Genomic DNA, 25,328 nt, shown 5'->3' on the forward strand with positions numbered 1-25,328 from the left:
CCCTTGAATGCAAATTTGATTGCAAGGGAACGAGCCCATGGTTGATGTCACCATATCCAGCGTCATCGACGCGCCGGTCGAAAAGGTCTGGGCGCGTATACGCGACTTCAACGGCCTCCCAGGCTGGCACCCACGCATGGTGGAGAGCCATATCGAGGACGGCAAGGACGCCGGCACCATAGGCTGCGTGCGCAATTTCGAGCTCGCCAGCGGCGCGCGTATCCGTGAAGAACTGCTCGACTTTTCCGATGAGAATTTCCTCGTCAGCTACTCCATCTTGGAGACGCCGCAGCCGCTGACCAATCACAAGGCGACGCTGCAATTGCGCCGGGTGACCGACGGCGACCGCACCTATGCCGAATGGACCGCCAGTTTCGACGCCGCGCCCGAAGAGGCCGACAAGATCGCCGCGGGCATGGGCGCCAACGTCTTCCAGGGCGGCTTCAACGCGCTGAAGAGCCATTTCGCTGGCCAGAGCTGAGCCAAGGAGCCCGCCATGGCGCTTGCCCTCCAGGCAGTCCCGACAGTGAAGGACGCCAACGCAGCCCTGAAGGCCGCCGGGACGCGCTATCTCGGTGGCGGCACGCTGGTGATACGCGCTGCCAATGAAGGCGATGTCTCCATCACCGGCCTTGTCCGTTCCGCCGATCCGGCCCTGTCCGGCATCACTGTATCGGGCGGCACGGCCCGCATCGGCGCTTCGGTGACGATGGCGGCGATCGCCCGCCATCCGGACCTCGGCGACATTGCCAAAGCCGCGCGCGCCGTTGGCGGCCCGGCGATCCGCAACATGGCCACCGTCGGCGGCAATCTATTTGCGCCCGCGCCCTATGGCGACTTCACTGTCGCCCTGCTGGCGCTCGACGCCACCATTGGCACCGATGATGGGGAATTATCTTTGGAGGATTTTCTGGCCAAGCGGGACGACAGACGCGCCATCGTTACGTCAGTGAGCTTCGCGCTTCCAAAGGATGGCAGCTTCCGCTTCCTGAAGATATCGCGGGTCAAGCCGAAGGGCGTCTCGGTCCTCGTCATCGCAGCGATGCTCGAACAGGCCGCCGACGGCACACTGTCGTCAGCGCGGATTGCGCTGGGCTGCATGGCAGACCGGCCGATGCGCGCCCGCGCAGCGGAAAAGGCGCTGATCGGCAGGAAACTTGACCAGGACGGCATCGCGGCGGCGCTTGCCGTCGCGGGCGAAGGCACCTCGCCCATCACCGATCCGATCGCCAGCGCCTGGTATCGCACTGAGGTCCTGCCGGTCCATCTCGGCCGGTTGCTGCTCGCATAGTCACAAGGGGGGCGCGCGTCTGCCCCTCGGGGCAGGCGCGCAAGGGAGGAAACATGGCAAAGGTCCCGGTCCAGTTCACGCTCAACGGCTCCGAAAAGGCCGAATTCGTCGAGAGCGGCACGACGCTGCTGCATGCGCTCCGTGACAAGATCGGCGACACATCGCCCAAAGGCGGTTGCCATCAGGGCACCTGCGGCGCCTGCTCGGTGATCATCGACGGTGAGTTGCGGCTCTCCTGCCTGACCTTGGCCGAAACCTGCGGCGGCGCTGACATCCGCACCACATCAGGCCTCGCTGAAGCCGGCGTTCTGCATCCGCTGCAGCGCGCCTTCCTCGACGCCTTCGCCACGCAATGCGGTTTCTGCACGCCGGGTATGATCATGGCGGCCAAGGTGCTGCTTGACCACACGCCCAACCCCAGCCGCCAGGACGTGGTCGAGGCGCTGTCCGGCAACATCTGCCGCTGCACCGGCTACGAACCGATCATCCAGGCGGTGCTGACCGCCGCGCGCGCAAATTCGCAGAACGCCGCCTGAGGGAGCAGAAGAATGGAATTGCGCAAAAACTATTTCGCCGATCAGCGCAAGGACGGCCTGCACGAGATCGGCCAGGGGCGGCCACGGCTGGATTCGCCGGGCCATGTCACGGGGAAAACCGCCTATTTCGCCGACCGCAATTTTCCTGACATGCTGCACCTGAAGATGGTGCGCAGCCCGCATCACCACGCCCGGATCCGCTCGATCGACACGTCGGTGGCGGAGAAGCATCCGGGCGTGGTGAAAGTCCTCACCGCCAAGGATGTGCCGCACAATGTCTACACCATACTGATCCTGATCCAGATCGGGCCTGAGGACGAGACGGTGCTGGCCGATGGCAAGGTGCGCTGGAAGGGCGAGGCCGTGGTGGCGGTGCTAGCCGAAACGGAGCGCGCGGCGCAAGAGGCCGCAGCGAAGGTCAAGGTCGACTATGAGGTGCTGCCGGCCGTCTTCGACATGGAGGAAGCGCTGAAGCCGGGGGCGCCGCTGGTCAACGAATATCACGGCCAGAACTATTATCTCTATGACAGCGGCGAATGCCGCAAGGTGCGCTTCGGCGATGTCGAGGAAGGTTTTGCCGGGGCCGACCATATCCTCGAACAGAGCTACCAATCCTCGCCGATCGAGCATGCGCCGACCGAGACCACGGGCTGCGTCGTAGTGCCTGAAGGCAATGACCGTTTGACCTGCTACACCAACACGCAGGCGATGTTCTTCACCCTCGACAACGCCTCGATCATCCTGCAAATGCCGGGCTCCAAACTGCACTTCGTCGGCGGCACGGTCGGCGGCGGCTTTGGCGGCAAGGTCGACGTGATCGTCGAGCCGATCGCCATTCTCGGCGCCAAGCTCACCGGGCGTCCTGTCTCGTTCATCTACAGCCGCGAGGAGGAGATGCAGATTTCCTCACCGCGCGCGGCCGAAAAAGTCGTCATCAAGGACGGCGTTATGAAAGACGGCCGCATCGTCGCGCGCAAGGTGACGGGGTATACCGATGCCGGCGCCTATTCGCGCCATTCGCCCTATGGCGCGCAGAAGGGCGCCGCGCACTATCCCGGGCCATACACGATCCCGAACGTCTGGATCGACACCTATTGCGTCTACACCAACCGCACGCCCTCCTCGGCCATGCGCGGCTTCGGCGTCACCATCGGCGATTTTGCGCTGGAGGTGCAGATGGACAAGCTGGCCCGGCTGATCGGCATGGATCCGCTCGAATTCCGCTTCATCAACGCCTACCGCGATGGCGACATGAAGGCGCATCGCCAGCCGACCGAGGGGGCAGCCCTGATCGAATGCATGCAGGAGGCCTCGCGCGCCGCCGACTGGCCGGTGGCGGAGAAATACATGGCGATGTCCTCCTACAAGACGGGAGCTTGAGATGGCGATCCGGCGCGGGCGCGGCGTCGCCGCGATCAACTATCCCACGGGCATGAATCTCGGCGGCGACCCGACGCAGGCGCTGGTGCATTCGACCCCGACCGGCAATTTCATGGTGACGCTGTCATCCGTCGATCTCGGCCAGGGCCTGAAGCAGATCATGGCGCAGATCTGCGCAGAGACCATCGGGGTGCCGACCGACCGCGTCACCATCGACACAGCCGATACCGACACCGGCCCGCACTGCATGGGCACCTTCGCCTCGCGAGGCACCCACCGCGCCGGCAATGCCGTCATTCAGGCGGCCAAGGAAGCCCGCCAGGTGATGCTGGAAGTGGCCGCCGAGGAGTTGGAGGTGAACGCCTCCGACCTCGAGACCGACGGCCAGGGCAACATACTGGTCAAGGGAGCACCGCAAAAATCGATCTCGATCTTCGATGTCGCGCTGTCGGCGCATTTCAAGCGCGGCCGGTCGATCTCCGGGCGCGGCATGTTCCTGATCCCGCGCTCCTATCCTGAGAAAGAGACCGGGGCGATGAAGCCGTCGACCTGCTACGCCCATGCCTGCACGGTGGCCGAGGTCGAGGTCGATGACGAGACCGGCGAAGTAACGGTGCTGACGGTCAAGAACATCTTCGAGATCGGCCGCGCGCTGAACCCGAAGATGGTCGAGCAGCAACTGGTCGGCGGCTCGTGGATGGGTATCTCCCATGCGCTCTACGAGACGACAGAGCCCTACTATCCCCATCGCGACCATGGCGGCACCGACTTCAACCAGTACCTGATGCCGGGACCCGGTGATCTCGCCCAAACCGAGATCATCGTGCTGGAGCGTCCATCGGCGGATGGCCCCTATGGCGCCAAGGGACCGGGCGAGATGTGCGCCAACCCGCAAATACCCGCCGTTGCCAATGCCGTCTTCGACGCCGTCGGCGTCCGCATCGACACGCTGCCGATCACGCCGGAGCGCATTCTGCGCGCGCTCAAGGCGCAAGCGCCCGGCTGAGGACGCGATGATTGAAGCAAGCGCCGAGCAGCTCGCAGCCTCACCCGAGGCGATTGCCGATCGCCTCGCCGCTTCGCGCTATCTGGCGGATGAAAGCCTGGCCACCGCGATCTTCCTGGCCATCCGCTTGGGCAAGCCGCTGCTGCTCGAAGGCGCGCCGGGCGTCGGCAAGACGGAAGCGGCCAAGGCAATCGCCGAATTGCTCGGCCGCGATCTGGTGCGGCTCCAATGCTATGAAGGCATCGACGCCGCGCATGCGCTCTACGAATGGAACTACCAGCGCCAGCTGCTCGCCATCCGCCATGCCGGTGAGCACGAAATCGACATCTATGACGATCGTTTCCTGATCGCCCGACCGCTGCTGCAGGTGCTGCGGGCGCCTCGGCAGCGCGTGCTGCTGGTCGACGAGATCGACCGTTCCGATCATGAATTCGAAGCCTTGCTGCTCGAATTTCTCTCCGATTTCCAGATCAGCATTCCCGAACGTGGCACCATTCGCGCTGAAGCGCAGCCCATCGTCATTCTGACCTCAAACCGCACCCGCGAACTGGCCGAAGCGCTGCGCCGGCGCTGCGTCTATCATTGGATCGGCTATCCCGATGCCGAGCGCGAGGCCGCCATCATCATGCTGCGCGCCGGCGATGTCGCGGAGGCAACGGCTCGAGCCGTAGCGGCTGCCGTGCAGACCATCCGTGCCCGCCCACTCGCGAAGCCGCCCGGCATCGCCGAAGCGGTGGAGTGGGCCAATGCCGCGACCATCCTAGAGAAGGGCGGCAGCCCGTGGCCGGAAGCCTTCCGCCGCGCCATCGGTGTGCTGATCAAGGACGAGGAGGATCTGGCCGAGATTGCGCCGGAGCTTGGCCGGATTGTCGAGGAGGCGCTGGGGTGAGCCGGGACCTGGGTGACCCCTTCGCCCCGTTTACGGGAAGAAGGTGCCCTGAAGGGGCGGATGAGGGGCAGCGCCAACCTTCAATGTCGGCGTCGCCCCTCACCTGCCTATCGGCATCCTCTGCCCGTAAACGTGGAGAGGAGAGCTTTCCCCGCGCCGCCGCGCCCTTCCTGGATTTCGCACGCTTGCTGCGCGGCCACGCGTTCGCCATCTCCCCCGAACAAGTCTCCAGCTTCATGCAAGCCGTAACCCTGCTCGGCCCACGCTCCATGAACGACATCCGCGAGGCGGCTCTTGCGACGCTCGCGCCTCCACCCGACCGCCGCAATGAATTCGAAGCGCATTTCCGCAGCCACTTCCATGGCAATGGCCAACCTTCCGTCGAAGGCGAAGAAGACGAGGAAACACGCATCAAGGACGATGGCGGCAGGCGCGAGGAAGAGAACCGGGCCACACGCCAGGAAAAAGGCGGCGAGCTGTCGTCGGCCAACGAACAACTGAGCACCCGCGATTTCCAGCGCGACGACGATGACCTCGGTTCCTTTCGCCGCAAGCTCTCGTCCGCCTTGCCCGCCCGCCGCTCCTTCCGCACCGTGCGCACCCATTCGCGCGGTAAGCTCGACCTACGTCGTTCGCTCAGCGAAATCGTCAGCGCCGATGGCGATATCCCCTCGCCGCAGCTTCGCCGCCGACAGACGGTGCCACGCAAGCTGCTGATGCTCATCGATATCTCCGGCTCGATGAAATTGCACACCGCCGATTATCTCAAGCTCGCGCATTCAGTGGTGCAAGGCGCGGATCGCGCCGAAATCTTCACCTTCGGCACGCGGCTCACCAGCATCACCTCGGCGCTGCGCATTCGCGACCGCGACCAGGCGTTGGCGCGCGCTGCGGCCCAGGTCGACGACTGGGATGGCGGCACCCGCATGGGACCGACCTTGCTCGCATTCTTGTCCGTGCCACGGTTCTCCGCCTTTGCGCGCGGTGCCGCAATCGTCATCCTTTCGGACGCGCTGGAGCGCGGCGATCATGGCGCCTTGGTAACAGCGATGCGCCGGCTGAGCGCCCGCGCCTTCCGGCTGTCGCTTGCCACACCGCTGGCCGGCGATCCACGTTTCCACCCTGAAACAGCAGCACTCAAAGGCATCCTGCCTGACCTCGACGATCTCATCGACGGCTCGTCGCTCAGGAGTCTGACCGATTTCATCCTGTCGCTCGCCCGCCCCGCCCCGGCGGCTTCGACAATCTGGAAAAGAGTATCGTGATGCAGAAAGCCATCGACGCGCATTTTCACATCTGGCGCCAGCAGGATCAGCCCTGGCTGGTCGGGCCGATGGTGCCGCGCATCTTCGGCCCTTACGAGCCGATCCGCCGCGACTATCCGATCGGGGAATTCCTCGAGGACCAGAAAGGCTCGGGCGTCGAAAAGGCGGTCTATGTCCAGACCAACTGGGCCAGGGAAGATTTCGAAAAGGAAGTCGCCTTCCTGCAGAAGACCGCTGACGAAACTGGCTGGCCGCATGCCATTGTCGGTTATGCCGACATGACAGTGGACGACGTCCGCCACCAGATCGACCGGCTGATGAAATACAAACTGCTGCGCGGCGTGCGCATGCAACTGCACTGGCACGAGACGCCGGCTTTCCGCTTCGCCGCCTCGGCCGATCAGGTCATCGACCCGAAGGTTCGCGCCAATGTCGCTCGGCTGAAGGGCTACGGCCTGTCCTTCGACCTGCAGCTTTTCCCCGCCCAGATGAAGGACGGGCTGACGCTGGTCGGCGAGAACCCTGAAACCAATTTCGTCCTCACCCATGCCGGCATGCTGACCGGCACGGATGAGCAAACCACCGAGGCTTGGAAAGCCGGCCTGCGCACGCTCTCGGCAGTGCCGAACTTCTACGCCAAACTCTCAGGCCTGGGCACTTTCGTCCACCGCAACGACCCGGATCTGATAGCCTACATCGTCGACAATGCGATCGACATTTTAGGCGCAGAGCATTTGATGTTCGGCTCGAACTTTCCGATCGAGAAGCTCTGGACCAGCCACGCCGAACTCATCAAGGCGCACCGCGCTGCGGTGGCCAAGCACGGCGCGGCGGCTGAGGCGGATATCTTCTGGAACACGGCAGAGAAGGTGTATCGGCCGGTGTAGTTGCGCCCCTGCCTTCTCCCCTTCTCGTGGGAGAAGAGTAGTGCCGCCGCCTCTATTTCACATCGAATTGCGGATCGACCGGGATCTGCATTGCCGTCACCAGATGGTTGGTCTGGCCGGCGAGCCCGATGATCGACATCAGTTCGCCGTGCTGCGCATCGGTCATGCCTTTGGCGCGTGCCGCGGCCGTGTGCGAATGGACGCAGTATGAGCAGCCATTGGCAGTCGACACGGCGATGTAGATCATTTCCTTGGTCAGTGGATCGATGGCGCTTTCGGTGGCCATCACCACCTTTACCTGTTCCCATGTCCGTTTCAGCAACACCGGATCATTGGCCAGCCCGCGCCAGAAATTGTTGACGAAATCGGATTTGCGCGTCGCACGGATATCGTCGAAGACGGCTTTGACCACCGGGATTGTCTCCACCTCATCATCGCCGAGAAGTCTTGTGGTGGCCATGGCATTCCCTTTCGTTCGCCGCTCGATTGAATCAGATGTTGAGCAATTCCGGCTAAGCATCCCGAATGATTCATATACGGCCCGCTGGAAGCAATGCTCTAAGTCAATTGCTCGATGCGTGGCCGGAAACCTCCGCGCCCGCTGCCTGCGGTAGCGCGAGGAACCGCAACGCCGCGACCAGCCCGATGGCACCGATCACCAGGAAGGCGATGCGAAAATCGACGAGGTCGAGCGCCAGCCGGTCCCTGGCGATCTGCGACAGGTTGAGGATCGCCGCCGCGACCGCGACGCCGAACAGCATCGATATCTGTTGAAGCATGGAGGACAGCGTTGCCGCCGAGCTGCGCTGCACAGCGTCGATATCGGCGAAGGCCAGCGTGTTCAGCGCCGTGAACTGCATCGAACGCGACAGGCCGGCGACAAGCATCAGCGCCACCACCAGAGCCTGCGGTGTGTCAGGGGAGATCGCGGCGCAGGCAATGATAGCGACCGAGGCGATCAGGCCGTTGACGACCATCACTGTGCGGAACCCGAAACGCCGCAGCGTCGGCGTCGTCACCGTCTTCATGCCGAGATTGCCGAGGAAATAGGCCAGGATCATCAAGCCTGCATCGACAGAGCTGAGACCGAAGCCAACCTGGAACAGCAGCGGCAACAGGAACGGCGTGGCGTTGATCGCCACGCGAAAAATCGTCCCGGCGGCAAGCGTGGAGATGGCGAAGGTCTGCACCCTGAACGCACTGAGATCGAGCAGCGGATGCGGCGCGCGCCGGAGATGCCGCACCGCCAGCCAGCCGATGACGATACCCGCCGCAATCAGCAGCACCGTCGGCAAGGCGCCGCCCTCCGGATGCGCGATGCGTTCCAGGCCGTAGAGCAGCAGCGCGAGCCCCAGCGATGTCAGGAAAAATCCCGGCCAGTCCAGTGGCTTGGGATCGGCCTCGCGGTCACCCGGAATGAAGCGCGCAACCAGCGCCAGCCCGATCAGCCCGAGCGGGATATTGATGAAGAAATTCCATTGCCAGGAGAGATAGGTGGTGATGAAGCCGCCAAGCACCGGCCCGACGACAGGCGCAAACAGCGCCGGCCAGGTGATCAGCGCCGTGGCATTGAGCAATTCCGACTTCGGCGCATTGCGCAGCACAAGAATGCGGCCGACCGGCGTCATCAGCGCGCTGCCAAGGCCTTGCACGACGCGGGCGGCAACGAATTGGGCAAGGCTCTGCGAAAAGCCGCAGGCAAGCGAGGCAAGCGTGAAAAGCACAATCGCCAACAGGAAAATGTTGCGCGCGCCAAAACGGTCGGCGAGCCAGCCCGACAGCGGCACGAACACCGCCATGGTCAGCATATAGGCGGTGATGCCGATGCTCATCGCCACCGCCGGCACGCCGAAGGATTCTCCCATCTGCGGCAGCGAGGTCGAGATGATCGTCGAATCCAAGAGCTGCATGAAAAACGCGATGGCGACGATCAGCGCCACGCGCCGCGCATTGCTGGCGGTTGCGGCCGAGGCCTCGGTGTCGGGAACGGCAGTCATGACGAACCGCGTTGAACAGCATATGGCTGGCCCAGTCCAGAGCCTAGCCAACAAACTTCCGTGTCGGCGCGCAGCCTGCTATGGGATGGGCGGGGTGATGGAGGGAGCGCGCGCATAAATGAAGCCGATCTATATCGACTACCTCAATGCCCTCGATATCGAAGCCCTTGATATGACCGACGGCGAAATCATTACCGCCGTGGAGGCCGGACTGGTCGCGCAAGGCAATGGCCAGACGGTCATCGAGCCGCGCGTCCACCTCGAACCCGATCCCTCCTTCCACGGCCATTTCAACGTGTTGCGCGGCTACGTCGCGCCGCTCGACGCGGCAGGCGTAAAAATCGTCGGCGACTATGTCGACAATTATCTGCACGGCCTGCCCTCGGAATTCGGCATCCTCAACCTGTTCGATCCGCGCACCGGCACGCCGCGCGCCATTCTCGACGCCACCGTCATCACCGACATGCGCACTGGCGCAGTCACCGCCATCGGCGCCAAACATCTGGCGCGCAAGAACTCCAAGGTTCTGGCCCATATCGGGGCGCGCGGCACCGCCTACTGGAACGTGCGACTGCTCGACCATCTCTTCGACTTCGACGAGATCCGCGTCCATTCGCGCCGCCCGGAAAGCCGCGACGGCTTTGCCGCTAAATTGTCCGCCGATCTCGGCAAGACAGTCACGGCGGTGGCCGACTGGGAGAGCTGCGTCAAGGGCGCCGATATCGTCGTCGAGGCCTCACGGCTTTCGGAACCGCAGCCGCTGCTCAAGACCGAATGGATCAAGCCCGGCGCGTTCGTCGTGCCCTATGGCACGATGAGCGCGGTGGAGATATCACTGACCGACATCATGCAAAAAATGGTCGTCGACGACTGGGGCCAGTGCAAGGGTGGCAAGTTCGGTTCGCTGCGCGCGCATGTCGAGACCGGACGACTGAGCGAAACCACGCTGCATGCCGAGCTCGGCCAGATCGCCGCCGGCCTCAAGCCGGGCAGGCAGAGCGACGACGAGACGATCCTGTTCTGGCATCGCGGCCTGTCGCTGTCCGACATTGCGCTGGGCAAGGCGATGCTTGCCAAGGCCGCTGATAAGGGAATTGGCCAGAGGCTGCGCTTCGCATGAGCGCGCTCGTCCTCAACGGCGTCGGCATCAGCGTCGAGGACGTCGCGGCGGTTGCCCGTGGCGGTCGCAAGGTCGAGGTTGAGCCCGCCGTCATCGAGAGGCTCGACAAGGCCCGCAAGGTGCTTGACCAGGCCGCCGCGTCCGGCCAGCAGATTTACGGCCTCAACACCGGGCTCGGCGCCAATCTCGGCACCACGGTCGAGGGCGATGGCAGCGCCTTCCAGCGCCAGTTGCTGGAAGGGCGCAGCGGCGCCGTCGGCGAACCCTTGCCGCAAGAGGCGGTGCGGGCGACCATGCTGGCGCGCGCCGCGATGTTCTCGGTTGGCGGTTCGGGTATTTCGCCGGCGGTTTTGACCGCCCTTGTCGACGCGCTCAATGCGGGAGTGCATCCTGTGATGCCGTCTCTAGGTTCAATCGGCGCGGGCGACCTGCTGCTGATGACCGCGATAGCCCGCACGCTGATTGCGGAGGGCGATGCCGACTACCAAGGCCGGCGCATGCCTTCGGCAAAGGCGCTGATGATGGCGCGGTTGGCGCCGGTCACTCTGGCTCCAAAAGACGGACTGTCGTTGATCAACGCTTCGGCGGTCTCGACGGGCGCCGGCGCGTTGGCGCTCGCCGACGCCCTCTCAGCCTTTGAACAACAGCAACAAGCCGGCGCACTGACGATGGAGGCACTTGGCGCCAACCGCACCATCCTCGATCCGCGTCTGCATCTGGCGCGGCCGGCGGCCTGCCAGCAGCTTGCGGCAAAGGAGCTACGCGATCTGCTCGCCCGCGACGAGCAGCCGCCGCCCACCACCTTGCAGGATCCGCTTTCGGTTCGCTGCATGCCGTCGATACACGGCGCGCTGATCCAGGCGATCGACAATGCAAGGCTTGCGGTAGAAATCGAGCTCAACGCGGCAGCCGACAATCCGCTGGTACTCGGAGAGGACAATCTGGTGTTGTCGACCGGCAATTTCCACACGGCGTCAATGGCACTCGCTTTCGAGACGCTTGGCCTCGCCATCGCGCAGGCCTCAGCCGCAACGGCCGCACGCTTCGTCCAACTCACCGGCTCTGGCCGCAACGGCCTGCCCAAATATTTGTCGCCAATCGGCGGCGCGTCCGCCGGCTTCGTGCCGCTACAAAAGACAGTCACGGCGATCCTCGCCGCCATCCGCCACAAGGCCAATCCCGTGATGCTCGACTTCCTTCCGGTCTCGGAAGGCGTCGAGGACCATGCGACACAGACGCTGCTCGCTGTTACGAAATGCTCCGGCATGATCGCCCTGTGGCGACGGTTGATCGCCTTTGAACTGATGGCGGCAGCGCAGGCGGTCGATTTGCGCCAAGGCCTGACGCTGGCGCCGGCGACAGGAGTCATCCATGCGGCGGTGCGCGCGCACGTGGCGAGCCTCAGGGAAGACAGGCCGCTCGGCCCGGACGCCGAGCCGCTTTACGCCTCGCTCGCCAACGGCGGTTGGCGGGCGTAACAGCGACCAGCCAGATCGGCGAGTTCAGGCCTTTTCATCCACCCTTTTCATGAACTGGCTCAGCTCGGCCGGGTCCATGCGCACGACATGCTTGTCCTCTGGATACGCGCCGCTGTTGACGTCGGCGACATATTCGGAAAATGCCGCCACTCGCTCCGCCTGTAGGCGGTCATACTCGGCGGCGAAGTTGCGATAGACCTTGGAATGACGCGGCATGTGGCCCCTGTTCTGGCCGAGAATGTCGTCGGCAAACAGATATTGCGCGTCGCAGCCGGTGCCCGCCCCCATCGACAACATGATCAGCGAGGTGCGTTCCGAGATCGCTTTGGCGACCTCGACCGGCACCACTTCGATCTCGGCGCCCAGCGCACCGACGGCCTCATACTGCTTGACGGCCTCGAAGATCTGCATGGCGGTGTCGGCGGTCTTGCCGACCGCCTTGAAACCGCCGGTCCAGGTGGCGCGGGAAGGAATGAGGCCGACGTGGCCGATCACCGGAATCGCGTCGTCAGCCAACCGCTTCACGGTGGCGAAGCCGGCGCTGCAATAGACCGCATCGGCGCCTGCCTTGTAGAGCCGGAATGCCCAGCGCAGGAAATCGTCCGCCGTGCCGATCTCGTAAAAGTTCTCGCCCGGCATGGTGAACAGGCTGGGTGCGGCGTCGCGGTATTGCGGATTGAGCACCAGCTCGGGCGGCACCGAGACGATATCGACCCCCGCCCGCTCGGCAGCCTCGGCCTCATCCATGGTCAAGACGCGCAGCATGGTCAGCTGGCGCTTGCCCTTCATGGCGCGCAAATCCGCCACCGTCGGTCTTTTTCTGCCCATCAGGATGCCCCTGTATGCTGGAATTGATCCTGCCCACCTTACCGGCCACGTGACAGGCCGGATAGAAGGCAGGTGACTACTCGGCCGCCGCCGACATATCGACCTCGTGGAACTCGCCGCGATAGGGCCGCGCCGTCGGCGGCAATTCGCGCTTGAGGAAATAATCTTCGTATCGCAGCTGCTTCAACAGAACCGGCCAGACCTCGCGATAGGCATGCCACATCGACGGGTTCGCCACCGGCAGGTCGTGCTTGATCAGTCCGTGCAGCTTCGGCAGCGCATGATACGGAACCATCGGGAACATGTGGTGTTCGACGTGATAGTTCATGTTCCAGTAGATAAAGCGGCTCACCGGGTTCATGTAGACGGTGCGCGTGTTGAGCCGGTGGTCGACGACATTGTCGGCGAGCCCAATATGCTGCAGCAGGCCGGTCAGCACCATGTGCCAAGTGCCATAGAGGCGCGGCAGACCGATCAGCACCAGCGGCACCCATGACCCCAGCGCGATCGCCAAAGCGATCGTCGCAAGGTACACCGCCATGTGCCAGCGCGCCGCGGTAATGGCCTTGGCCTGCTCCGTCTCCGGGATGTAGCTCTTCTCGTCATCGGACAATCTGCCGAACGCCTGCCGCGCCAGCGTCGGCAGCGAATAGCGGAAATCGAGAATGCCGGTGAAGGCGAGCGCCGCCTTGAGCAGGTCGGGTGGCCGCATCACAGCTATCTCGGCATCGCGGCCAACGATGATGGTGTCGGTGTGGTGGCGGGCATGGCTCCAGCGCCATTGTACTGGATTGCGCACCACCATGAACGAGGCGATCTCGTAGATGACATCGTTCATCCAGCGCGTCCGAAACGCCGTTCCGTGACCGCACTCATGCCAGCGCGAGTCGCTCGACGAGCCATAGAGCACGCCATAGACCAGCAGGAACGGCACCACCCACCACGTGCACCAAAACCAGATGATGCCGGCCGCCGAGCCAAGGATCGCGGCGACCCAGATGACGGTGTCGCGGATTGCCGGCCCATCAGATCGCTGCATCAGCTCCTTCATCGCCTTGCGCGGCACATCGGTGTGATACCACTCGGCTGAAGCCAGCCCGGTCTCGATGGCCCGGCGGGTGCTTTCGCCGACCAGGCTGTAATCGCGCTTTGTCTTGGCCGCCATCGCCGTCTCGCCCTGCCTCAAAGCCCGTTGGCGCGGAATTTCCCGTCAAGGAATGTCTTCGCGCGCGGCACGTCGTCCTCGGTCAGATGCTCGATGATAACAGGAATGTTCGGATGCTTTTCGCTGAGCCGCTTCAGATAGAGATCGTAGTTCAGTGAACCGAGACCCGGCGCCGGCAATTCGATCTCGCCGACGCCGCGGAACGTCAGCCCCTCATGCGCATCGGCATCGCCGATGTCGGCATGCTTCTCCGTCTTGTCGCTGCCTGAGCGCTTCACATCCTTGGCATGCGCGATCCTGATCTTGTCGGTCAGCGTGTCGAACACCTGGTTCAGCACCTGATCCATGCGGTCGATGTTGTGCGCCTCGAAATAGTTGGTCGGGTCCATCAACAGGCCAAGGCCGGGATGGTCGACCTGCGCGAACATCTTCACCGTCTCCTCGACCGAGCCGACGACATTGTTGACATAGGTTTCGAGCAGGAACACGGCGCCATCGTCATAGGCGGTCTGGGCAAGGTCCGAGATCACCCTGCGGCATTCCTCGAACCCTTCCTCGGTCTTGTTCTTGGGGTGATGCACCCAGTCGGACTCGGTGTTGTAGGTGCCGGTCTCCGAGATCACATAGGGCGAGCCGAAGTCGCGCGCGTTGCGGATGATCTCCTTGAGATAACCGACGCGCTTTGCGCGCTCGGCCTTATCAGGGTGGATGATGTTGGTGTAGCCGGAGATACAGCAGACCGGCAGATTATGGTCGCGGAACGTGTCGCGCACCGTCCTTGCCTTATCCCTGGTGATCTGTCCGGCCGTGAGATCGATATCCTTGAAATGCATGTCGAGCTGCACTGTGTTGAAACCGAGCCCGCGGATGCGCCGGGCTGCCTCCTTGAGCTCGTAGGGAAAGTAGCCGGTGAAGATCCCTGCCTGCATCATGATGTGAACTCCTCCCGGTAAGCGATTCAGCCGCCACGCTATTTGGCGGCAAGATGTTTCAGTCGATCGAGATCTCGGACAGTTTTACGGTGCGGCCTTCCGCCATCGACCGATAGCCAGCCTCGACCAGTGCCATCGTCTTGACGTTGTCCGCGATCGACAGCGCCGGCGGCGTGCCTGTCTTCACCGCATGCTGCAATTGCTCCATCACGCCTATGAAGGCGTGCGGGAACCACATCGTGTCCCAGCTTGGGCTCACCCACTCTCCACCGGTCGTCTCGGTCGAGGCATAGGTCAGTGTCGAGGCCACGCCCTTCGGCCAGCCGATCGTGCCCTTGGCGACACCCTTGGTGCCGTCGACGCGCCAATTGATGTGCTGGTCGTCCTTGTAGCCGGCCTGGCGCGGGCCGGACCAGACATCCTCCAGCGACACGGCGAGCACGCCGGATGGAAAGCGCAGCGTCGAGACGGTGATGCCGTCGAAATGATCGAACGTCGTGCGCGGGTCCTTGCGCGTCAGCGTGGTGATCTCCTGGGGATCGCCGAACAGGAAGCGCTGCACGTCGAGATGATGCACGCTCATATTGGCGAGCGTCAGACGATCATAGTCAGCCAAGAATGTCTGCCAGTGCGGGATCGCATGCATGTCGATCTGCGCGAAGACGATCTCGCCCAGCGCGCCGCTGTCGATGATCTGCTTCAACACGCGCATCGACTGGTCGTAGCGCATGTTCTGGTTGACCGAGAGGATCTTGCCGGACCTGGCTGCCTCGTCGCGCACTTTCACCGCTTCCTCGACCGAAAGCGCCAGCGGCTTCTGCGCCAGGATCGCCTTTATATGTTTCTGCTTCAGCGCATGGCGGATCAGCGCCGGCTGCTGGTCTGGCGGAAAGGCGAGGTCGACGATCTCGACCCTGTCGTCTTCGATCAACTGCTCCGGTGTGTCGTGGACCGTCGGAATGCTCCAGCGCTTCGCCACTTTCTCGGCGCTGGCCTTGGTCCGCGAGGCGATCGCCACCACGGGAAAGCCGGCCTGCGCATAGGCGGCGAGATGGCATTCGGCCATGATCATGCCGGCGCCGATGCAGCCGATCCGGTATTCGCTGCTGCGAACCCTTACATCCGGCTCGAAACCCTGGCCTGCCATCCATTCCTCCCGTAGAGGCAGGATATAACGCCATGGCCGGCCGATCAGCCAAGGTCCGCTCCATCAATTCCCATCAGAACCGCTGTAGCGCTACAATGGGGCGGGGCCTAGCTTGCGGCGATCAGCACGGTGCTTTCCGCCGACCAACTGAGCATCACATGCTGGCCCTCGGCCAGCCGGTCATTGCCTGTGTTCTGCACGATGACCTTCAGCGTCTGGCCGGCGCGCTCGACAAAATAGGTGCTGTTGTTGCCGGCAAAGATACGCTTGGAGACCTGACCCTTCAGGGCGTTCGCATTGGCCGCATCCGCAGCCTTGGCATCGGTGGCGATGCGGATGCGCTCGGGCCGCACGGCGCAGCTCGCCTTGGCGCCGGCGGCGAGCCTGTCACCGATGCCGGCAGCAATCGCCGTGCCGTCCGGCAGCCGGATGCCGTTGCCGGTCGCATCGCCGCGAAAAATGTTGGCGTCACCAAGGAAAGTGGCGGCGAACTCGCTCTTCGGCTTGTCGTAGATTTCCTCCGGCGGTCCCTCCTGGACCAGCCTGCCATCGCGCAAAATGCCGATGCGGTCGCTCATCGTCAGCGCCTCTTCCTGGTCGTGGGTGACGAAGATGGTGGTGATGCCGATCTCGCGCTGGATGCGCTTCAGTTCAATCTGCATATCGACGCGCAGCGCCTTGTCCAGCGCGCCGAGCGGCTCGTCGAGCAGCAGCACGCGCGGCTTGGTGACGATGGCGCGCGCCAGCGCCACGCGCTGGCGCTGACCGCCGGAGAGCTGATGCGGCCGGCGTTCGCCGAGCTTGCCAAGCTGCACCAGATCGAGCGCGCGCTGGACTTCGCTCGCGATTACCGCCTTGGCTTCGCCGCGCACTGACAGGCCGAAGGCGACATTGTCGGCAACGCTCATATTGGGAAACAGCGCGTAATTCTGGAACACCATGCCGATACGCCTTTTCTCGACCGGCACGCGCTCCACGCTTTCGCCGCCGATCGCGATGCGGCCGGAGTCGGGAAAGTCGAAGCCGGCGATTTGCCGGAGCAGCGTGGTCTTGCCGCTTCCCGACGGCCCGAGCAGCGCGTAGAAGCCGCCATCGGCAAAGTCGATGGAGACATCGTCCAGCGCCTTGTGCGCGCCAAAACTGCGCGAGACGTTTGATACCTGCACGCCGGCCATTATTTCTCTCCGCCGAATTTGAAGAAGCGCGCCGTGAGCAGCATCAGCGCCATCGACACGACAATGATGATGGTCGAGACCGCATTGATCTCGGGCGTGAACCCTTTGCGGATCGCGGCATAGATTTCGACCGGCAGCGTCGTCTGCCCCGGCGTCGCCAGGAAATAGGAGACGACGAACTGGTCGAACGACACAGCGAAGGCAAACAGCCCACCGGCAATGACGCCCGGCATGATCCAGGGCAGCGTGACGCGGCTGGTCACCTGCCACTGATTGGCGCCGAGCGAGCGCGCCGCCTCTTCCAATTCCGGCGCGAAGGTCTGCAGCCGGGCCGAGACGACGACGATGACATAGGGCAGCGCCAGCGCGACATGACCAAGCAGGATGGCGAAAAGGCCGCGACCGATGCCAATGCCGAAAAAGAAGATCAGCATCGCGGTGCCGGTGATCAGCCACGGAATGGCGATCGGCGGGAAGAGCAGCGCCTGCAGGAATTTCTTGCCGCGGAAATCGTAGCGGTAAAGCGCCAGCGACGCCGCCGTGCCCAGCACCACGCAGATGAGCGTGGTGATGATTGCGATCTCGAGGCTGTTCCAGGTCGCAGCGATCAGCTGGTCGTTTTGCCAGAAAGAGGCGTACCACTCCGTCGTCCACTCGAACGGCAATTGATAGAAGGGCGAGACGTTGAACGACATCAGCGCCATGATGATGATGGGCAGATAGAGGAAGGCGAGCAGCAGGCCGACATAGAAGCGGCCGAGCCCTTCGAGGATGCGCGTCGTCATCATCACGCAGCCCTCTTCAACACTGGCGACGCCACCGCCAATATGACCAGCACGACCGCAAGCAGGATGAAGGACAGCGCCGCCCCCAACGGCCAGTTGAACACGGCGACGAACTGATCCTCGATGACCGTGCCGTAGAAGGTGCCGGTGCGCCCGCCGAGGATGCGCGGCTCCATGAACGAGCCGACGACCGGCACGAAGATGAGTGCGGCTCCAGCCACCAGTCCGGGCATCGACAGCGGGATGATCACCCGCTTCAACACCTGCAGCCGCGAGGCGCCGAGCGAACGTCCGGCCTCGATCAGCGAGTCGTCGATGGCTTGAAGCGTAAGATAACAGGTCAGCACCATGTAGGGCACGTAGGAGTGCACGAGCCCGATGATGACGGCGGGATAGGAATACATCAGATCGATGTTGATCGTGAACGGCAGCACGGCGTTGAGCGCCGTGTCGAGAATGCCGCCTTCGCGCAAAACCATCGCCCAGGAGAAGATGCGCACCAAACCGTTTGACCAGAAGGGCAGGATGACCAGCAGGAAGATCGCCTCTCGGCTGCGCCCCTTCAGCACCTTGGCCAGCACATAGGCCGCAGGATAGCCGATGACGACGCACCAAAGCGTCACTTCCAGGCCGAGACGCAGCGAAGCGAGCAGCAGCGTCAGATAGAGACTCTGCGAGAAGAAAGCCGCGTAGTTGCCAAGGGTGAACGCCCAAGGCTTTCCCGACAGCGGCAGGTCGGTCATGAACGAGAAGAACACCATGGCCGACAGCGGCAGGAAGATCGCCACGGTCAGCCACAGATAGGCCGGCGCCAACAGCGGCAGGGCAGATCTCAGCCCGCTGCGCGACGCGACCGCGCCCCCTAAAGCCATGATACCCTCCTCCCCAGGATGGAACGGCCGGTCGGCGCAGACCGCCGGCCGGTTTTCGGACGTGAACTTATTTCACGTCGACCTTGAGCTGCTGCCACAGCGCCAGATAGGCTTCGCGCTGAGCGTCGGTGATCGGCGCCTGGAACTGGATGCGCTTGGCGACCTCGGGGTCGCCCATCACCTGGCGGTTGAAGGCGTCCTCGGGCAACGCTGCCACAGCCTTGGTATTCGCGGACACCGGAGCACCGACCTTGGTGACCCATTCGACGTAGAATTTCGGGTCGATCATGTAGTTGATGAAGGCCTCGGCGCCGGCGACGTTCTTGGAGCCGGTCGGAATGGAAAAGGCGTCGAGCCAGGCGACTGAGCCTTCCTGCGGGATGACCAGCGACACCGGCAGCTTGAAATGTGTCTTGGCACGGTCGGCCGAGCCGCTCCAATAGGTGCCGATGTCGATCTGGTTGGAGGCGACCATCTGGTTCCAGTCGTTCTCGGAGCTCCAGAAAGTCTTGATTTGCGGCATCAGCGAGGTCAGCTTCGTCTTGACCGCGTCCATATCCTTGATGTCGTTGATGTTCTGGCCGGTGGCGATGGCGCCGAACTGCACCGCCTCGACAGCGTCGTCGCGGATGACGACTCGGCCCTTATGCGCCGGATCCCACATTTCCGCGATCGAGGTCGGCGCCTTGTCGAAGGATTTCTCGTTGATGGCGAGCGCGGTCAGGCCCCACACCCACGGCACGCCATAGACCTTGCCGTCGTGGTCGAGCATCGGCGATTGCGCCTTGTCCTTGCTGATGTCGGCATAGTTCGGCAGCTTCGAGACGTCGATCGGCTGGATCAGCTTTTCGGCCATCGCCTGGTCATTGAAGGCGGCGTTGATCATGACCACGTCGTAGAGGCCGGGATTGGTCCGGATCTTGGTCAGCATTTCCTGTTCGGAATTGAAGAAGTCGTTGATGACCTTGTTGCCGGTCGCCTTTTCGAAAGCCTCGATGGCCCACGGCTCGTCGGCGCCGTAACCCTTCCAGTTGAGGACGTGGACGTCCGCCGCACTGGCGGCCAGCGTGAGCGTGGAGGTGATGACGGCGGTCGCCGCAAGCATCAAGTTCAGTCTGGGCATGCGCATGTTCGTTCCTCTCATTGTTTGCCCGCTTGGCGGGGCTTGTTTAGGCCTCTTGCCTCCGGCCATGCGCGGTCGCGGAGCGGCCGTCATGGCGCAGGAATTCCTGGATCTCCCGATCGGTCGGCGCCGACGACCCGCCATGGCGGGTGACCGAGAGCGCCGCCGCCGCATTGGCGTAGCGCGCCGCCTCGAAGGGATGCGCGCCGAGCGACAAGGCGCTGACGAACGCGCCAATATGGGTGTCGCCGGCGCCGTTGGTATCGATGGCATCGACTTTGAAGCCGGCAATGGTCTGCGTCTCGCCGCTGGCCAGCCGCACGAAGCAGCCCTGGGCGCTGGCGCGGATGACGACTCCCGCGGCCTTCGGGCAATGATCGGCAAGCAGTCGGATAGCCAATGTTTCAACATCGCCTTGCCCAGCAATCTCGGCCGCTTCCGTGGTGTTGCAGCTTAGCCATGTCGTGCGGGCAAGCACGCGCGACAGGATGGGGCGCACGATGTCGGCGACGACGGGCGTCGGATCGAAGACGAAGGGAATGTCCGCCGGCAGCGCTTCGATCCAATCGACCAGCGCGTCGCGACTGCCGGGATAGCTCAGCGTGTAGCCCGAGGTGAACACCCAGTCGCCGGACGCAACGACAACGGGCGCCATCATGGCGAGGCTGAGGACACTCTCCGCGCCCGGCCAGGAAACGAAGGTACGCTCGGCATCCCCCGAGATCATGGCGACGCAATTGCCGGTGTCCATGATCGGCGAAGGCGGCGTCAGCGTGTCGATGCCCTCGCGAGCGAACGCTGCCCGCAGAAAATCCCCATTCGGTCCGCTGCCGAGTTGGCCACCGAACACCACCGTCATGCCGGTGCGGCGGGCCGCGACAATCATATTGAAACCGCCGCCGGCGACCTGCTCGAAGCTCGACGCCGTCTTCTCACTCCCTGGCGCCGGCAAGGCGTCGATGCGGTAGACATAGTCGACCACCGCGCTGCCAATATGAACCAGGCGCCCGCTCATGCCGCAGCGTCCTTGCTGGCCTTCGCCATGCGCGCCGCGACGAGGTCTTCGGCAAGCGGGCGCACCTCGGCGATGTCGATGCCGACAAGCCGCGCAATGTGTTTTGGCGGCAGCCGCGAAAGGCCAACGCAGGCGCCGGCCATGCCTGCGGCGATGGCGCCGATCGTGTCGGTGTCGCCGCCGAGATTGGCGCTGATGACGGCCGCCCGCCATGCGTCACCGCCGGCGATTTCCAGCACCGCGAAGGCCGCCGGAACCGACTCCTGGCTGGCAACGCCGGTGCCGACCAGATCGGTGATCAGCAGGATTCCGTCACGCATCGTCTTGCCGCGCACGATGTCCTGCGCCCAGACGATCCGCGCGGCGATGTCGCCGCCGGTCACCCAGTTTCCGAGCTTGGCCCCTCGCCGCGCCGCCGCGACCGCGCTGTCGGAAGCGGCGCGCCAGTCGCCACCGGCAATGCCGCGGCTGATGGCGGCGGCGACGGCGGCGGCCGACGCAATGGCAATCGTGGTGTTGTGCGTTGCCCGGCAGGTTTCCGCCACCTTGGCGACAAAAGCATCGAGCGGTTCCAGCGGCATCATGATGCCGACCGGCGCGATGCGCATCGCCGCGCCATTGGTGTCGCCACGGCTTCCCGCCTCTTCCGGCGCAACGCCATCGTTGATGGCGTCGATGGCCCGCTTGGTTGACGGTCCGAGCAGATCATAGCTGCCCCGCGCCTTGACCTCGCGCTCCCAGTCGAGCAGCGCATTGACCCAGCGCGTATGATCGAAGCGGTCGCCGGACTCGACCAGAATGCGGCCAAGCAGCAACGCCTGCTCCGTGTCGTCGGTGACGGTGCCGGCCACGAGCCCTTTCGACACCGGATGGTCAGCGAAAGGCGCGATGAAATCCTCGACATGGCCGTAAAGTTCGGCAATGCGGGCTGGCGACAAAAGCTGTGTCGGCATGCCGAGCGCATCGCCCAGCGCGCCACCGACAAGCGCACCCATGGCGCGATCGAGAATGGCTTTGGTGTTATCCGCCATCGCTCAGAACCTCATATGCAGCGCGAAATGCGCCGGGTTGAGCAGGCTGGTGACGTATTCGATCGGCCGCTCGTCGGCCGCGCGCGTCAGCCGACGGCCGCGCAGGAAGGGCGTGCCTTGCGGACAGCCGAGTATGGCGGCGTCCTCGGCATTGAGCATTTCGATATCGACCCATTCCTCGCCATGGTCGGGAACGAGGCCTGCGCCGCGCAGCGTCTGGTGCAGCGAACCTTCGCGCAGACCGCGCAGCGGCACATCCTCCAGTTCGGGCGACAGCGGCAGGCGGCTGCGCTCGATGGAAATGGCATGGCCGTCGCTGGCATTGGTGCGCACCCGGTCGACGGCAATGAAGGATGGGCTGTCTATGCCGAGCAGCGCCGCAAGCTCGGCATCCTCGATCACTTCGAGCCGCAGTGTGCGCGTCTCGGCATTGGCGCCGGCATCGGCCAGTGCCCGTGACCAGCCGATGGCGTCATCGACGGGCTTGCCGTCGAAAGTCACGAAGGAACCGATGCCGACCTTGGTGGTGATCAGCCCGCGGCTGGACAGTTCCTCCAGCCCCTTGCGGACCGTATTGCGGCTGACGGAAAAGCGCTGGACGAGTTCGTTCTCGCTTTGCAAGCGGTCGCCGAAGCCGAGCACGCCGGAGCGGATTTCATGTTCGAGAACAGTGGCGATCTGCTCGGGCTTGCCCGTGCCGGGAGACAGTTGAACCGATCGCCGTGCCATATATGCACCTGTTCAATGAACCTGTATAACCCTGTTCAATATTGGACTTTGGGCGAGCGGTCAACGGTATATTTTGTTTCACGCATATGCTCTGCCGCTCGCGAGGCCGAGACGGAGCGGGGCAAACGTCAGACGACTGCCAGCCCCTCAGACGAAGAAGAATTCCTCGACGCGCTGCTTGGCCTTCCGCAGCGCCGGCAGGATATCCCGCTCCATCTCTGCCACCGAAAACCGCGCCGACTGGGTCGACATGTTGATTGCCGCCACCGTCCGCCCGGATCGGTCGGCAATCGGCACGGCAATCGAGCGCAGGCCGAGCTCCAGTTCCTCATCGACGAGGGCAAAGCCATCCACCCTCGCCACGTCGATCGCCTTGCCAAGTGCTGCGCGGCTGGTGATCGTCTTCGGCGTCCGCCGCTCGATCCTGGCCCGGGCAAGGAAGGACTTCAGTTCGTCCGCGCCAAGGCCGGCAAGCAGGACGCGCCCCATCGAGGTGCAATGCGCCGGCAACCTGGTGCCGACATCGAGCGATACGCTGAGGATGCGACGGCCGGGTATGCGCGCGACATAGACGACTTCCTCGCCAGACAGCACCGCCGCGTTGCAGGCCTCATTGAACTGGCCCGCCAGCTCACGCATGATCGGCGCAGCAAAAGTCCATAGCGAAGCGCCGCCAAGCCAGGTGCGAACGACCGTGAGCAGGCGTGGCGATAGCGAGAACAGCCGGCCGGCTTGCGTCGCGTAACCCGTCGCGGTCAGCGTCAGCAGAAATCGCCGCGCGCCGGCGCGGGTCAGCCCCGCCTCCTCCGCCATCTCGGTAAGCGTCAGGCCCGCCGGATGCCTGGCAAGGATCTCCATGACCGCAAGGCCGCGTTCCAGCGAACCGACATGGTCGCGCGAAGTTCCCTCATCGTCCATGCGGCCTCCACGAAACAATGCGTCGCCATTGACTCGACGCGGCGATTTGGGATAAAAGTATCCCATATAAAACAAATGTTCGCAATACGAACTTTTCGAGCCCGGAGTTTCTTGCGATGGTCAAATTCCTGCCGCTCAAACAGGCTGTGGCCGAGAACCTGCACGATGGCGATGCGGTTGCGTTCGAGGGCTTCACCCATCTGATCCCGACGGCGGCGGCACATGAAGCGATCCGCCAGAGGTTTCGCGATCTCACCCTGATCCGCATGACCCCCGACCTGATCTACGACCAGATGATCGGTATGGGCATGGCGAAGAAAATCGTCTTCTCTTATGTCGGCAATCCCGGCGTCGGCCTGCTGCGCCGCGCCCGCGACGCCATCGAGAACGGCTTTCCCCGCTCCATCGAGATCGAGGAGCACAGCCATGCCGGCATGGCCAACGCCTATGAGGCTGGTGCGGCCGGCCTGCCCTGCGCGGTGTTTCGTGGCTATCGCGGCGCCGGGCTGACAGCGGTCAATCCCAACATCAAGTCGCTCACTTGCCCGTTCACCGGTGAAGCGCTGGCCGCTGTTCCGTCGATCCGCCCCGACGTCACTTTCATCCATGCCCAAAAGGCCGACAAAAAAGGCAATGTGCTGGTTGAAGGCATTGTCGGCATCCAGAAGGAAGCAGTGCTGGCGGCCAAACGCGCCGTGGTGACGGTGGAGGAGGTGGTCGACAATTTCGACGACCTGCACCCCAACCTGACCGTGCTGCCGCGCTGGACGATCGCTGCGATCTCAGTGGTGCCCGGCGGTTCGCATCCCTCCTACACGCACGGCTATTATGCGCGCGACAACGCCGCCTATCTCGAATGGGACGAGATCGCCGCCGACCGGGAGAAATTCCAGACCTGGATGCAGGCCAATGTCATTGAACGCACGGCCGACGATTTCGCGGCCCGTGTCGAGCATCTGAGGAGCGCGGCATGAGCGGCTTCACCCCCAACGAGATGATGACGATTGCCGCCAGCCGCGCGTTGAAGAACGACGATGTCTGCTTCGTTGGCATCGGCGCGCCCTCCGCCGCCTGCAATGTCGCGCGGCTGACGCATGCGCCCGACATCACGCTGATCTATGAAAGCGGCACGATCGGCACCGCGCCCGACGTGTTGCCGCTGTCGATCGGCGACGGCGAACTCTGCGACACTGCCGTCACCACCGTCTCGGTGCCCGAGATGTTCCGCTACTGGCTGCAGGGCGGGCGCATCTCGATAGGTTTCCTTGGTGCCGCCCAGCTCGACAAGTTCGGCAACATCAACACCACCGTCATCGGCGACTATGCACACCCCAAGACCCGCCTGCCCGGCGGCGGCGGCGCGCCGGAGATCGCCACCTCGTCGAAGGAGATCTACATCACCATGGCGCAAACCAAGCGCGGCATGGTCGAAAAGATCGACTTCTTCACCTCCTTCGGCCATGGCGACGGCGGCGATCATCGCCGGCGCCTCGGCATCGACACCGCTGGACCGACGCTGCTGATCACAGACCTTGCCATCTGGAAGCCAGACCCGGTGAGCAAGGAATTCACCGTCGTGTCTCTGCATCCCGGCGTGACGCGCCGTGAGGTGCAGGACACCTGCGGTTGGGTGGTGAAATTCGCCGACGCACTTGAAGAGACGCCGGCGCCGACCACGCTTGAGCTCACGACATTGCGCGACCTGCAGGCCCGCACCAAGGCGGCGCATGAAGGAAGCGGAAAAGAAAAGGCTGCATGA

26 protein-coding genes are annotated in these 25,328 nt (G+C 63.7%); 12 read left to right on the top strand and 14 right to left on the bottom strand.

What is annotated here, in order from left to right; translation table 11 throughout:
* Nucleotides 1–37 precede the first annotated feature (37 nt).
* The 8 genes from ACWGTI_RS00445 (at nt 38) to ACWGTI_RS00480 (ending at nt 7,254) form a co-directional block, all read left to right on the top strand.
* Nucleotides 38–481 (top strand): SRPBCC family protein, encoded by a 444-nt coding sequence (locus ACWGTI_RS00445; protein ID WP_454585294.1) that lies wholly within the window; start codon nt 38–40, stop codon nt 479–481.
* Nucleotides 482–496: 15 nt separating this feature from the next.
* On the top strand, nt 497–1,291 hold the full coding sequence (locus ACWGTI_RS00450) for an FAD binding domain-containing protein (RefSeq protein WP_454585295.1): 795 nt from the start codon (nt 497–499) through the stop codon (nt 1,289–1,291).
* 53 nt (nt 1,292–1,344) lie between these two features.
* Complete coding sequence (locus tag ACWGTI_RS00455) at nt 1,345–1,827, top strand: (2Fe-2S)-binding protein (RefSeq protein ID WP_454585296.1); 483 nt, start codon at nt 1,345–1,347, stop codon at nt 1,825–1,827.
* A 12-nt stretch (nt 1,828–1,839) separates the two neighbouring features.
* Nucleotides 1,840–3,207 carry a xanthine dehydrogenase family protein molybdopterin-binding subunit gene (locus tag ACWGTI_RS00460; protein ID WP_454585297.1) on the top strand — a complete coding sequence of 456 codons (1,368 nt, stop codon included), beginning with the start codon at nt 1,840–1,842 and terminating at the stop codon, nt 3,205–3,207.
* A 1-nt stretch (nt 3,208) separates the two neighbouring features.
* Entirely contained in the window at nt 3,209–4,213 is a 1,005-nt protein-coding gene (locus tag ACWGTI_RS00465; RefSeq protein ID WP_454585298.1) for a xanthine dehydrogenase family protein molybdopterin-binding subunit, read from the top strand.
* Nucleotides 4,214–4,220: 7 nt separating this feature from the next.
* Nucleotides 4,221–5,102: an AAA family ATPase gene (locus tag ACWGTI_RS00470; protein ID WP_454585299.1), complete on the top strand. Its 882-nt coding sequence runs from the start codon at nt 4,221–4,223 to the stop codon at nt 5,100–5,102.
* Nucleotides 5,103–5,185: 83 nt separating this feature from the next.
* Nucleotides 5,186–6,367, top strand: a complete 1,182-nt coding sequence (locus ACWGTI_RS00475; RefSeq protein WP_454585300.1) for a vWA domain-containing protein — start codon at nt 5,186–5,188, stop codon at nt 6,365–6,367.
* Nucleotides 6,367–7,254: an amidohydrolase family protein gene (locus ACWGTI_RS00480; RefSeq protein ID WP_454586451.1), complete on the top strand. Its 888-nt coding sequence runs from the start codon at nt 6,367–6,369 to the stop codon at nt 7,252–7,254. Before ACWGTI_RS00475 ends, ACWGTI_RS00480 begins: the two co-directional genes overlap by 1 nt.
* 52 nt (nt 7,255–7,306) lie before the next feature.
* Here ACWGTI_RS00480 and ACWGTI_RS00485 read toward each other — a convergent pair whose 3' ends face one another.
* Nucleotides 7,307–7,714 carry a carboxymuconolactone decarboxylase family protein gene (locus tag ACWGTI_RS00485; protein ID WP_454585301.1) on the bottom strand — a complete coding sequence of 136 codons (408 nt, stop codon included), beginning with the start codon at nt 7,712–7,714 and terminating at the stop codon, nt 7,307–7,309.
* A 103-nt stretch (nt 7,715–7,817) separates the two neighbouring features.
* Nucleotides 7,818–9,251, bottom strand: a complete 1,434-nt coding sequence (locus ACWGTI_RS00490; protein WP_454585302.1) for a DHA2 family efflux MFS transporter permease subunit — start codon at nt 9,249–9,251, stop codon at nt 7,818–7,820.
* A 118-nt stretch (nt 9,252–9,369) separates the two neighbouring features.
* Here ACWGTI_RS00490 and ACWGTI_RS00495 point away from each other — a divergent pair, with 118 nt between their 5' ends.
* Both ACWGTI_RS00495 and ACWGTI_RS00500 read left to right on the top strand, forming a co-directional pair.
* The gene (locus ACWGTI_RS00495) at nt 9,370–10,371 is read left to right on the top strand and encodes an ornithine cyclodeaminase family protein (protein ID WP_454585303.1); all 1,002 of its coding nucleotides are present in this window, start codon (nt 9,370–9,372) and stop codon (nt 10,369–10,371) included.
* Nucleotides 10,368–11,849, top strand: coding sequence for an HAL/PAL/TAL family ammonia-lyase (locus tag ACWGTI_RS00500; protein ID WP_454585304.1), 1,482 nt, complete (start codon nt 10,368–10,370; stop codon nt 11,847–11,849). The genes ACWGTI_RS00495 and ACWGTI_RS00500 overlap by 4 nt, the downstream gene beginning before the upstream one ends.
* Before the next feature lie 24 nt (nt 11,850–11,873).
* Here ACWGTI_RS00500 and ACWGTI_RS00505 read toward each other — a convergent pair whose 3' ends face one another.
* From ACWGTI_RS00505 to ACWGTI_RS00560, 12 genes are all read right to left on the bottom strand, one after another.
* Nucleotides 11,874–12,677, bottom strand: coding sequence for a 3-methyl-2-oxobutanoate hydroxymethyltransferase (locus tag ACWGTI_RS00505; protein WP_454585305.1), 804 nt, complete (start codon nt 12,675–12,677; stop codon nt 11,874–11,876).
* A 76-nt stretch (nt 12,678–12,753) separates the two neighbouring features.
* Nucleotides 12,754–13,842, bottom strand: a complete 1,089-nt coding sequence (locus ACWGTI_RS00510; protein ID WP_454585306.1) for a fatty acid desaturase family protein — start codon at nt 13,840–13,842, stop codon at nt 12,754–12,756.
* A gap of 17 nt (nt 13,843–13,859) precedes the next feature.
* Nucleotides 13,860–14,774: a sugar phosphate isomerase/epimerase family protein gene (locus tag ACWGTI_RS00515; protein ID WP_454585307.1), complete on the bottom strand. Its 915-nt coding sequence runs from the start codon at nt 14,772–14,774 to the stop codon at nt 13,860–13,862.
* A gap of 58 nt (nt 14,775–14,832) precedes the next feature.
* Nucleotides 14,833–15,921 (bottom strand): Gfo/Idh/MocA family protein, encoded by a 1,089-nt coding sequence (locus ACWGTI_RS00520; RefSeq protein WP_454585308.1) that lies wholly within the window; start codon nt 15,919–15,921, stop codon nt 14,833–14,835.
* Between the two features lie 107 nt (nt 15,922–16,028).
* Nucleotides 16,029–17,096 carry an ABC transporter ATP-binding protein gene (locus ACWGTI_RS00525; protein WP_454585309.1) on the bottom strand — a complete coding sequence of 356 codons (1,068 nt, stop codon included), beginning with the start codon at nt 17,094–17,096 and terminating at the stop codon, nt 16,029–16,031.
* Complete coding sequence (locus ACWGTI_RS00530; RefSeq protein ID WP_454585310.1) at nt 17,096–17,884, bottom strand: ABC transporter permease; 789 nt, start codon at nt 17,882–17,884, stop codon at nt 17,096–17,098. Before ACWGTI_RS00530 ends, ACWGTI_RS00525 begins: the two co-directional genes overlap by 1 nt.
* Complete coding sequence (locus tag ACWGTI_RS00535) at nt 17,884–18,753, bottom strand: ABC transporter permease (protein WP_454585311.1); 870 nt, start codon at nt 18,751–18,753, stop codon at nt 17,884–17,886. The genes ACWGTI_RS00530 and ACWGTI_RS00535 overlap by 1 nt, the downstream gene beginning before the upstream one ends.
* 67 nt (nt 18,754–18,820) lie before the next feature.
* Nucleotides 18,821–19,882, bottom strand: a complete 1,062-nt coding sequence (locus ACWGTI_RS00540) for an ABC transporter substrate-binding protein (RefSeq protein WP_454585312.1) — start codon at nt 19,880–19,882, stop codon at nt 18,821–18,823.
* Between the two features lie 40 nt (nt 19,883–19,922).
* A complete protein-coding gene (locus tag ACWGTI_RS00545; protein ID WP_454585313.1) occupies nt 19,923–20,891 on the bottom strand; it encodes a PfkB family carbohydrate kinase in 969 nt (322 codons plus the stop codon).
* Nucleotides 20,888–21,922, bottom strand: a complete 1,035-nt coding sequence (locus ACWGTI_RS00550) for an ADP-ribosylglycohydrolase family protein (RefSeq protein ID WP_454585314.1) — start codon at nt 21,920–21,922, stop codon at nt 20,888–20,890. Before ACWGTI_RS00550 ends, ACWGTI_RS00545 begins: the two co-directional genes overlap by 4 nt.
* A gap of 3 nt (nt 21,923–21,925) precedes the next feature.
* Nucleotides 21,926–22,651, bottom strand: coding sequence for a GntR family transcriptional regulator (locus ACWGTI_RS00555; protein WP_454585315.1), 726 nt, complete (start codon nt 22,649–22,651; stop codon nt 21,926–21,928).
* Between the two features lie 147 nt (nt 22,652–22,798).
* Nucleotides 22,799–23,569, bottom strand: a complete 771-nt coding sequence (locus ACWGTI_RS00560; RefSeq protein ID WP_454585316.1) for an IclR family transcriptional regulator domain-containing protein — start codon at nt 23,567–23,569, stop codon at nt 22,799–22,801.
* A 116-nt stretch (nt 23,570–23,685) separates the two neighbouring features.
* Between ACWGTI_RS00560 and ACWGTI_RS00565 the strand changes: the two genes are divergently transcribed.
* Nucleotides 23,686–24,543, top strand: a complete 858-nt coding sequence (locus ACWGTI_RS00565) for a CoA transferase subunit A (protein ID WP_454585317.1) — start codon at nt 23,686–23,688, stop codon at nt 24,541–24,543.
* Entirely contained in the window at nt 24,540–25,328 is a 789-nt protein-coding gene (locus tag ACWGTI_RS00570; protein WP_454585318.1) for a CoA-transferase subunit beta, read from the top strand. The genes ACWGTI_RS00565 and ACWGTI_RS00570 overlap by 4 nt, the downstream gene beginning before the upstream one ends.

Source organism: Mesorhizobium sp. ArgA1 (assembly GCF_053714375.1).